Consider the following 10,140-nt stretch of genomic DNA (forward strand, 5'->3'; position numbering starts at 1 on the left):
CACGAACTTCTCTCTCTTGTACTGCACGCAACAGCTTTACCTGCATCGAGAGCGGCATTTCTCCGATTTCATCAAGAAAGAGCGTGCCGCCATGGGCGCTCTGGAAGAGTCCTTTTTTCGGCCCATGCGCGCTTGTAAAGGCACCACGGACATGGCCGAAGAGTTCCGATTCAAAGAGTGTTTCTGGTATCGCGGCACAATTCAGCGCGACAAATGGCCCCTTGCTCCGTCGGCTATTCGCATGGGTAACCCTGGCGAGTACTTCTTTGCCTGTGCCCGTCTCACCAAACAAGAGCATCGTCGCATCTGAGTCCGCGACTTGAAGGACCTGTTGCAGAAGGCGCTGCATCGCCGGGCTCCTCGCCACAATATTTTCCATCCCGTAGAGCTCGTTAACGAGGGACTTGAGTCGTTGGATTTCCCGGCTCATCCGCTGGGGTGAAAGTCCTTCTTCAATCTTTGCCTTAAGCTCTTTATCGTCAAATGGCTTTGTGAGATAGCCGAAGGCACCGCGCTGGACGGCTTCGACGGCATTGGGAATACTTCCATGAGCCGTTAAGATGATTACGGGCAAACCCGGATGTATTCGAAGCAGTTCCTCGGTGAGGTCCAATCCATCTTCTCCTCGAAGCCGAAGATCGGTGATCGCGAGATCGAACCGGTTTGTCTTGGCGGCACTGATAGCCTCTTTTCCAGAGGTGCATGCAGTGACGGCAAACCCCATTGCGTTCAAACGCATCTTAACCAATTGCAGCAGCCCTTCTTCGTCATCGATTACGAGGATATGTTCTTGTTCCATGGTTCCCTTCTCTATGGGTTCGTCATTTCAGGCATGGGAGGCGTCACCACCGAGGAAGGCGGCCGAATGGGCCGTACCTTCTCTCGCATCTCTTGATCGATTCGTTTCAGTGCTTCTAGTTGGTTCGTCAGTTCCTCGATCTTCTTGTCGCGCTCTGTCAGCTGCTTCTGCAACGATTGAACGGTAACCGGATCCGTGGAAGCCTTGATTTGCTCTTTCTTTCCGAGCAGGCTTTCGACTTCCCGCTCTTGCTCGATCAATTCCCGCTGCAGCACCTCGATCAATTTGGTGTCAGCGTCCTTGCCGACGCGAAGCTGCTGCAAGGCCATCTCTTTCTCAAGCAAATCTCGCACCAGGAGATCTGCCGCCTTCCCGAGTGTAGCCTGGCCATCGGAGATTGCCGGGGCCTCTATGACTGAGTTAAACCAGGACCGATCCATTGGAGCTGGCTCAACCTGGAGGAGCCGTAGCCAAATTCTGCTAGGGGCTGCCAATTGCCCTCTTGGTGCTAGGTTTATCACCTTCCCGAAGTACTTCGCGGCAACCTCGCGACTTTCGTATAACCCTATGAGAGCACGGGTAAAATACGCATGATCGCAGGTGTTACGTTCTCCGCATTTTGCCAGAAGAACCTCTTGTTTTTTGGCCATGCTATGGAGAATCTTCGCTTCCCCTGTGTCAACTATGAAATACGGCTGGCTTTTCGGGGGCATAGGAGACAAACCGCTGCAACCGCCCATGACTAGTAGGACGAAGGCGCGAACACTGGAGCTGGCCGTCAACCAACTCATACCGAGGCTCCTGACTTGGTTAACCGTAGGATAAACCGTACAGTGGTTCCCTTTCTTACTTCGCTTTCTATCCAAATCCTGCCTCCGTGTGCCTCAACAACCTTCTTTGCGAGGGCCAGGCCCAATCCACTCCCTGGGGTCGAGTATTTGGATTTGTTACTGCCTTGGTAGAACCGTTCGAAGATATGGGGCAACTCATCCGCAGGAATGCCTGGGCCCATATCGGAAACAGACACCTCTAGAACACCGGCTTTGAGATCCGGCTTCATTACAGCTTTTACGATGCCGCCTTCTGGGCTGAACTTCAAGGCATTTGAGAGGAGGTTGTCGAAGACCTGTTCGATCCGCAGGGCATCTGCTTTAACCCACACCCTTTGAGCCGGAACTTCTACCACCAACTGGACGTGCTTCGCATCAGCCAATAGCCTAATTTTATTGATGGAGATGTCAGCAACGCGTTTCAGGTCAGTCGGGATGATCCTGTACTCCATCATCCCTGCATCCATTTTTGAGAGATCCAGGATTGTCGAAATCAAGGTAATTAGTCGCCGGCTGCTATCAGCCATGATTCGTAGGGTTGTCCGCTGTTCCTCGCGGAGTGGACCTGGAATTTCATCAAGCAACAAATGAGTACCTTCTTGAATTGACGCCATCGGCGTTCGTAGCTCATGCGACACGTGCGCGAGGAATTCTCCTTTCATGTCGTCGAGTTCTTGAAGCTTGCCCGCCATCCAATTGACTGTGTCAACCAGTTCACGGAGCTCGCTAGGAGCCTGAATATTCAGCGATCCACGAAAATTCCCCTGTCCGATTTGCCTGATATGGGTCTGTAGCTGACGCAGGGGCCGCAAGATCGTATAGCTTGCAATAGCGGCCAAAATGATCCCGGAGAACAGTGCCAGTAACACCAATTGCTCGGTTACTGCTTCGGCTTGGGCTGCACTTTCTCGAGACCGGCTGACGCCAACACTGATCGCCGCATCGTGAAACGCGACATATTGGTCAAGAGCGGCAGTCAGCTGATCGGTGATCCGATTTCGGTTTCCCTCGTAGAGGGGAGACAGCGTACCGGGAATTGTGGGATTCTGTTCAAGTTCGGCATGAAACAGTGCGAGCCGGTCTTGTTGCAATCGTTTGGCCTGTTCGAGTAATTGCTTGGCTTCAACCGACGTTTCTTGTCGGAGCAGCGATTCCAGCCCTCTATGAAATTCTTCTGTCTCTTCGTCGAAATGGATCAAGAAGGTATAGTCGCCTACGGCGAGATATTTCTTTTCGCTGTTCAGTTGTCCATAAGCCAAGGCCAGAACACGTTTTGCCAATTCGATTGCCGGATAGTGTTGTGATGCCAGCGTTGTACTGAGAGCAGATAACTGTCGAAGCTGAAACAGAGCGTAGAAGTTGACCCCTGCCATCACGATAATGATAAGGAGTGACGTGAGAACAATCCGCCAAAAAATAGACAGCCGCACGAGTGAGGCCCCCTACGCTCCAGGCCCGAGGAAAATACTTGTGTAGGTAAATCCATACACTATTTTCACTTGTCTCTCAAATTTTCGGTCAAATCTGTCATTGCCCAGGTGAGTAATGAAATATCCAAATTACACTAAAAACGAATACTTTGGTTTTGTTCTTTGCGGGCTTCGAGACAAACCTGCTCTATTCATCCCCCCGAAGTTTTGCGGCGAACTGTCGTTGCCGTCTCGATGAACCGGATAAACGTGCAAAAAGATGTCCCCGAAAGAGGAGTAGGCAAACGGCCAGCACAGGTGTTAACAGGAGACCTAAGAGTCCCCCGACATTTGAGGCCACGCCCAGGTAACTCAGCCAGCTTTCAATAATCGTGAACGGGAGTGTGAGAATCTGAGCAAAGTCAAGCCCGGCACCCCTCCCAGCTCGTCTCGATAGCCGGAAAAACGAAGCAATCCCATCGGGCGCAGCGACCAATGGAAGCAGTAACAGTGCAATCGGCAGGAACCATTCAATCCAATTCTCAATGACAAATTCATAGGCACTCTTGAATACATCGAGCGGCGAGTCATGCCGCACTTGATAGATCACCTCTGGAGCTGGATTGAGTAGAATAAATATCAATAGCATCACCGCGTACGATAGAAAGAGACCGTTCGGATTCGTTTGTGTCACCATGCTCAATGCCATAAGCGGAATCCACAAGACAAATCCGACCCCGATGACGTCCCAAAAGTAGTGCCCGAAACTGTCGAATATATCCCTGGGTTTCAGGGTTCGTGTAAACATGATCGACTGTTCGATTAAGCTCAATGTCGCTCCAACAAGCAGCGCATTGACGGCTCCAAGGATAAATCCTCCCACTATGCCTAACGGGGCGGCGATTTGATGGGCCACGTTCAGGAGGAAGGCAAACCCGATAACGGCAAGGATAGTGATCCAGCCACGCTGCAGCGATTGCCACGTCTTCTGCAACACACCACGATAAAGATCGATGAGCGCGGCTAGTTGAGTTCCCATGAATGACAATAGTCTGGACCCCGACGATGGGTCAAGGCTTTCGCGGGATCACGGTTGACTTTCCTGCCCCCGTGATTATTCTGATTGAAACAGTATCATTTTAATGAGCATGGGAGAGGTGACATGGACATAAACCGAATGACGATCAAACTGCAGGAGGCTCTGCAAACAGCCTCTTCCCATGCCATGAGGCGTAACCATCAAGGCATGGACGCCGAACATCTCTTGCTCGCCTTTCTCGATCAGGAGGGTGGGATCGCCCCGTCTCTCATCGAGCAGGCGGGATGTGCATTGTCATCCATTCGCCAGGCAGTCGACCAAGCATTGGCTAAAATTCCGCAAGTTCAAGGCGCAAGTGGTGGGCCTGGACAAATACATATAACATCTCGATTGAATCAAATCCTCACCAAAGCCGAAGATGAACAACGATCGTTAAAGGATGATTTCCTCAGCGTCGAGCACGTGCTCCTCGCGATGGTGCAAGAAGGCGGCGTCTTCAAAAAGATCGGCCTTTCAAAAGACAAACTCCTTGGTGCCCTACAACAAGTGCGAGGCCATCAACGAGTGAGTAGTCAAGATCCCGAAGGAACATACCAATCGCTGGAAAAGTATGGCCGCGACCTTACAAAGTTCGCGAGCCAGGGAAAACTGGACCCGGTTATCGGGAGAGACGACGAAATCCGTCGCGTCGTACAGATCCTTTCCCGTCGCACAAAGAACAACCCGGTTTTGATCGGAGAGCCGGGGGTGGGTAAAACGGCGATCGTCGAAGGATTGGCTATTCGTATTGTGAAGGGAGATGTGCCGGAAGGACTCAAGCATAAACGGGTCGTCGTTCTTGACATGGGAGCCCTCGTCGCAGGCGCCAAGTTTCGTGGCGAATTTGAAGAGCGGTTAAAAGCCGTCCTCAAGGAAATTCAGGCTTCCCAAGGCCAGATCCTCCTTTTTATTGATGAATTGCATACCGTCGTGGGTGCCGGGGCCGCAGAGGGAGCGATGGACGCTGCAAACCTCCTGAAGCCCATGCTGGCCCGCGGGGAGCTTCACATGATCGGAGCGACCACGCTCGATGAGTATCGGAAGCACATCGAGAAGGACGCCGCGCTCGAACGACGCTTTCAAACAGTGCTGGTCGATCAACCGAGCGTTGACAATACAATCTCAATTCTTCGTGGACTCAAAGAACGATACGAGGTGCATCACGGTGTACGGATTAAGGATGCTGCATTAGTTGCAGCGGCAAAGTTGTCCCATCGCTATATCGCCGATCGATTTCTCCCCGACAAGGCCATCGACCTCGTCGATGAAGCAGCCGCCAGACTCCGGACGGAAATTGACAGTTTGCCTGCGGAACTTGACGAAGTTTCTCGCAAGGTGATGCAGCTGGAAATTGAGCGTGAGGCCTTGCGCAAGGAAAAAGACCAGGCCAGTCAGGCACGACTCACGACACTGGAGAAAGAATTAGAGGAAAAGCAGCGCGACTTGAACGCGTTAAAAACGAGATGGGAATCGGAAAAAGCATCCGTATCACGTCTTCGTAAAACGCGCGAGGCGATTGAAGAGGTGAAGCTAGCTATCGAAAAGGCGGAGCGTGCGTATGATCTCAACCGTGTGGCTGAACTGCGGTACGGCGAACTGCCCCGCCTAGAGCGAGAGCTTTCGGTTGAACAAGAACAGCTCGGCAAGAAACAAGACGAAAGCCGACTGCTCAAAGAAGAAGTCGATGAAGATGATATCGCTGAGATAGTCAGCCGGTGGACCGGTATCCCAGTATCTCGCTTGGTGGAAGGAGAAACGGAAAAATTGCTCAAACTCGAGGAGCTATTGCATCAGCGGGTCGTGGGACAGGAAGAAGCAGTCCAAGCAGTAGCTGATGCAGTGTTACGCGCCAGATCAGGCATTAAGGATCCGAACAGACCGATCGGGTCATTTCTATTTCTCGGCCCGACCGGCGTAGGGAAAACCGAGTTGGCAAGGGCATTGGCCGCGACCCTCTTCGACGATGAAGGAAACATGGTCCGCATTGACATGTCTGAATATATGGAGAAACACACTGTTGCACGCCTCATCGGTGCCCCTCCCGGCTATGTCGGCTACGAGGAAGGCGGTCAACTTACGGAGGCGGTACGTCGTCGTCCCTTCTCGGTCATCCTGTTCGATGAAATTGAAAAAGCACATCACGATGTTTTCAATGTGCTTTTGCAGGTTCTTGACGACGGCCGATTGACGGATTCCCAGGGACGGACCGTCGATTTCAAGAATACCGTGCTGATTATGACTTCCAACATCGGCAGTCCGCATATTCTCGAAGCTCAGCAAAAAGGACTGGCCTACGAAGACGTTCGCAAGCTGGTCATGGGAGAGCTACGCCAGCATTTCAGGCCAGAGTTCTTGAATCGAGTGGACGAAACGGTGGTATTCCATCCGCTCGGGACGGATCAGTTGACGAAGATTGTTGAGATTCAACTGGACCGGTTGCGTACACGCTTGACGGAACGGCGCATCAAACTGACAGTTTCACCGGCTGCCCTTCGTCAGTTGGGAGAGCGTGGCTATGATCCGGTGTACGGCGCCAGACCGCTAAAACGGCTGATCCAGCACACGCTGGAAACCCCGATTGCCCGCCAATTGGTAAAGGGAGAACTTCGTGACGGAGATACGGCCGTGGTAGATATCAAGGACGGGGATCTCGTGATTGTGCCGACGGTGACAGCTTCGTAGCCCGCGAACTCTAGCCGATTTTGACAGCGCCTCCTTTGGCGTCTTGGGTTATGCCACTCGTTTGCTTCTTGTCAATTCTCCATTCCGTCGGTGAGACTTCCAGTAGGCGTCCCTTGACTGTGTAAAAGTTACCTTTCGTCATGACGACGACGTCAGGGCTTTTCAACTCCATCTGTAAGATGATCTGTTGCGATTGTGCATGTGTGAGCACGACCTTGGACGGAGATTTGCTCACCTCGTAGGCGCGCTGTTCGTTGAACATCAACGTGCTGTCCACAAGTTTCGCCTTCATGACGCCTTTGTCATCGAACAGTGCAAAGTTCACCATCAATGCGTTCGTCGAAGGTTTCAGTGAAACTTGAATTTGCGGGACGCCCTCGAATTCAATCGTGCCATCAGTGTTCTGATACAAATTCGACCCGACTTCCAGATTCATTGTATCTCCTTGTCGTTAATGAACATTCTCACGAAGCTCTAACCTTAGGACTTTTTGATACGGTCGAGAATGAGGGCGATACAGCCTCCGAGTAGTCCCCCACCCATGATCGTAGTGAGGAGTTCCACCAGTTTCAGTTCCCAGACCGATCCTTGCGCCTGCATAACCTCACGGATCCCTCCTTGAAGCATAATAACTGCAAGCGCCATCGTTGCTCCCACGATAAACCACCAAAGAAAGACTTTCATGGGTTTAACCACAATGGCCTCAACTTTCCAAGCGTCGATCCAAACTTCGATACTGAATGGCCTCCGCGACGTGAACCGTATCGATCCTATCAGAACCGGCCATATCAGCTATCGTTCGTGCCACCCGCACAATGCGTGAATACGCCCTTGCGGAAAACCCCAACTTGGTCATTGCTTGTTCCAGGAGCCTCTCACCAGATTTGTCGAGCCCACAATACCGCTTCATGAGCCGCGGCTTCAACTGGGCATTCGTACGGATCCCATCATGGCGGTATCGCCTGTTCTGGCGGTCCCTGGCTTCCTGGATCCTCGATCGAATGGCTGAGGACGATTCCGGCAGAACACCTTGGCCGTGAAGTTCACGCACAGGTACGGGCGGAACCTCGATGTGGATATCGATGCGGTCCTGCAAGGGGCCTGACAATTTAGCACGATATCGACGAATCTGCTGAGGTGTACAGACACATTCGCGCGTCCGGTCCCCGTAAAAACCACAGGGACAGGGGTTCATTGCTGCGATCAACATGAAACAGGCCGGATACCGCAACGAACCGCTAACCCTCGTGAGTGTCACGCTGCCTTCCTCAAGCGGCTGCCTCAGTCCGTCGAGAACGGGGCGTCGAAATTCAGGTGACTCGTCGAGAAACAGCACACCGTTATGAGCCAATGAAACTTCTCCCGGTTTGGGTATCGTTCCCCCACCGATCAAGCCGGCATCTGAAATGCTATGGTGCGGAGCACGAAAGGGCCGTACTGTCAGCAATGGTTTGTCCATCGACAACTGGCCTGCCACGCTATGGATACGAGTCGTCTCGATTGCCTCCTCGAGATCCATCAGGGGGAGGATCGTCGGCAATCGCTTCGCCAACATGGTTTTACCGGACCCCGGGGGGCCAACCATGAGCATGTTGTGCCCCCCGGCAGCAGCAATCTCCAATGCCCGCTTGGGGGCATCCTGTCCTCGGATATCCTGGAAATCATCCTCTTCAGATGACATGTGCTCGAAGTACCTTGTTCGATTGGCTAGAACAGGACTTACTGTGAGGTCTCCCTTCAAGAAGCCCACCGCCTCCGGAAGGGTATGGAGCGGAAATACCTTGGCGCCTTCGACCATTGCAGCCTCATGGCCATTTTCTGCAGGAAGTAAAAGATCGTAATCCTGCCGGCATGTTATGCCGATCGATAAGGCGCCAGAGATCTTCTTGATTTGACCATCCAGTGAAAGTTCGCCGACGAGAACTCGCCGATTGAGGCTGTCGGCCGGCACGACTTCCTCCGCGACCAGGATTCCTATGGCGATTGCCAGATCGAGACCGGCGCCTTCCTTTTTAAGATCGGCAGGAGCAAGGTTAACTGTGATTTTTTTCGCAGGAAAATGAAACCCGGTATTTTTAAGGGCTGCTCTCACCCGATCGCGGCTCTCTCGTACAGTCGCATCAGGCAAACCCACGACGGAAAATTGAGGAAGGCCGCCGGCGATATCGACCTCGACATCGATCAAAAACGCGTCGAGGCCAACCAGCGCAATGCTTCGCACCTTTGCCAGCATACTAGTTCCCGAGGATGATCAGCACGGCGGGAATTATAGGAGGCAGTATAAAGCGATTCAAGAACAACGATCAGAAACTGGACAAAATACTTCCATTCTGCATGGATCCTGCGACGTTCCTTGAAGCTGGTGCCAGCTACGTACCTTCTGTATAATCGCTGCATGCAGCTCTCTTATCTTTGCTTCTTGTTTATTCTCCTCTTGACTCTCTCTCCCACCGGGATCAATGCTCAGACGCAAGGAAAGACTTCGTCAGGTCCGGTAGGGGCTTCGATGGCGATTCTCGCTACTCTTCAGAGTGCCGATGTCCTACCTCCCGAGGGGACAACAGAAGCGAATCGCGTGATCCAAACCGTCATTCAACTTCAGGCGGCATTTATGAAAAGCTCGCATTCCGCCGTGCGTGATTTTTTCGATCAGGCCGTGACAGCCAAGTGGGAAGGAGGCGCTACAGAACGGAAAGGAAGATTCCTGAAGAGAGGTTGGACATCAGAGATCGTTGAGGCGGTCTGCGAGTATTACGGGACGCGATCGGAGCAACAACGTGAACGTTTATCCGATGGATTGGCGCAGTTCAATATGGGGCGGTCAGAAATGGAGCTCTTGTGTCAGCTCTACGAGAAAGCCCGAACATCATACAATCGGAGCGGACGAAACATTCATCAGGTCTTCTCGGAGCACCGACGGAAGATGCCAGGCGCACAACATGAGTATCGAAAGGAGCGACGTGATGGCAACCAAGGCCTATATCCTTATCAAAGTTAAAGCGGGGCGAACCAAGGACGTCCTGCAATCGCTTAAGAAACTCACAGGTGTCGAGCAGGCCCATTCCTGCTTCGGTCAACCGGATATTTTTGTTTTTATCAACGTCGCTGACGAGCGAGCTCTATCCGATGTGGTGATCACGAAAATCCATCAGATAGAAGGTGTAGAGGAGACGGACACGCACATAGTCGCGGACAGTTAGGAGCCAGGACTCACTGATACAACCGCACTGCCTTGTTTTGCTGATCGGTAGCAGGCGTCTGCCGCCTCGACAGCAAGACATCCGTCCAAGCCTGTGACCAGAGGTGTGGAGTTGCTCTTAACAGCCTGGATAAAGGCTTGCA

The 10,140-nt window shown here is 52.4% G+C and carries 11 protein-coding genes; 3 read left to right on the forward strand and 8 right to left on the reverse strand.

Annotated elements, in window-relative coordinates:
• From ACWVCN_RS06485 to ACWVCN_RS06500, 4 genes are all read right to left on the reverse strand, one after another.
• A partial coding sequence (locus tag ACWVCN_RS06485) for a sigma-54-dependent transcriptional regulator (protein ID WP_455244744.1) occupies positions 1 to 799 on the reverse strand: 799 nt, incomplete at its 3' end.
• Positions 800 to 810: 11 nt separating this feature from the next.
• Entirely contained in the window at positions 811 to 1,590 is a 780-nt protein-coding gene (locus tag ACWVCN_RS06490; RefSeq protein WP_455244745.1) for a hypothetical protein, read from the reverse strand.
• Positions 1,587 to 3,059, reverse strand: coding sequence for a HAMP domain-containing sensor histidine kinase (locus ACWVCN_RS06495; protein WP_455244746.1), 1,473 nt, complete (start codon positions 3,057 to 3,059; stop codon positions 1,587 to 1,589). Before ACWVCN_RS06495 ends, ACWVCN_RS06490 begins: the two co-directional genes overlap by 4 nt.
• Positions 3,060 to 3,246: 187 nt before the next feature.
• Positions 3,247 to 4,077 carry a hypothetical protein gene (locus ACWVCN_RS06500; protein ID WP_455244747.1) on the reverse strand — a complete coding sequence of 277 codons (831 nt, stop codon included), beginning with the start codon at positions 4,075 to 4,077 and terminating at the stop codon, positions 3,247 to 3,249.
• Positions 4,078 to 4,200: 123 nt separating this feature from the next.
• Here ACWVCN_RS06500 and clpB point away from each other — a divergent pair, with 123 nt between their 5' ends.
• The gene (gene clpB, locus ACWVCN_RS06505; protein WP_455244748.1) at positions 4,201 to 6,798 is read left to right on the forward strand and encodes an ATP-dependent chaperone ClpB; all 2,598 of its coding nucleotides are present in this window, start codon (positions 4,201 to 4,203) and stop codon (positions 6,796 to 6,798) included.
• Between the two features lie 10 nt (positions 6,799 to 6,808).
• Here clpB and ACWVCN_RS06510 read toward each other — a convergent pair whose 3' ends face one another.
• Genes ACWVCN_RS06510 through ACWVCN_RS06520 form a run of 3 tightly spaced genes read right to left on the reverse strand, consistent with a single transcriptional unit; the run spans position 6,809 to position 9,031 of the window.
• Complete coding sequence (locus ACWVCN_RS06510; RefSeq protein WP_455244749.1) at positions 6,809 to 7,234, reverse strand: hypothetical protein; 426 nt, start codon at positions 7,232 to 7,234, stop codon at positions 6,809 to 6,811.
• Between the two features lie 44 nt (positions 7,235 to 7,278).
• Positions 7,279 to 7,482, reverse strand: coding sequence for a hypothetical protein (locus ACWVCN_RS06515; RefSeq protein WP_455244750.1), 204 nt, complete (start codon positions 7,480 to 7,482; stop codon positions 7,279 to 7,281).
• 19 nt (positions 7,483 to 7,501) lie between these two features.
• Positions 7,502 to 9,031 (reverse strand): YifB family Mg chelatase-like AAA ATPase, encoded by a 1,530-nt coding sequence (locus tag ACWVCN_RS06520; protein ID WP_455244751.1) that lies wholly within the window; start codon positions 9,029 to 9,031, stop codon positions 7,502 to 7,504.
• A 273-nt stretch (positions 9,032 to 9,304) separates the two neighbouring features.
• Between ACWVCN_RS06520 and ACWVCN_RS06525 the strand changes: the two genes are divergently transcribed.
• Complete coding sequence (locus ACWVCN_RS06525; RefSeq protein ID WP_455244752.1) at positions 9,305 to 9,796, forward strand: hypothetical protein; 492 nt, start codon at positions 9,305 to 9,307, stop codon at positions 9,794 to 9,796.
• A complete protein-coding gene (locus tag ACWVCN_RS06530; RefSeq protein ID WP_455244753.1) occupies positions 9,762 to 9,998 on the forward strand; it encodes an Lrp/AsnC family transcriptional regulator in 237 nt (78 codons plus the stop codon). Before ACWVCN_RS06525 ends, ACWVCN_RS06530 begins: the two co-directional genes overlap by 35 nt.
• On the opposite strand, the gene ACWVCN_RS06535 is transcribed toward ACWVCN_RS06530, so the two are convergent.
• Positions 9,995 to 10,129 (reverse strand): hypothetical protein, encoded by a 135-nt coding sequence (locus tag ACWVCN_RS06535; protein WP_455244754.1) that lies wholly within the window; start codon positions 10,127 to 10,129, stop codon positions 9,995 to 9,997. The two genes, ACWVCN_RS06530 and ACWVCN_RS06535, sit on opposite strands and share 4 nt — an antisense overlap.
• Positions 10,130 to 10,140 lie beyond the last annotated feature (11 nt).

The sequence above is a fragment of the Petrachloros mirabilis genome (assembly GCF_975968855.1).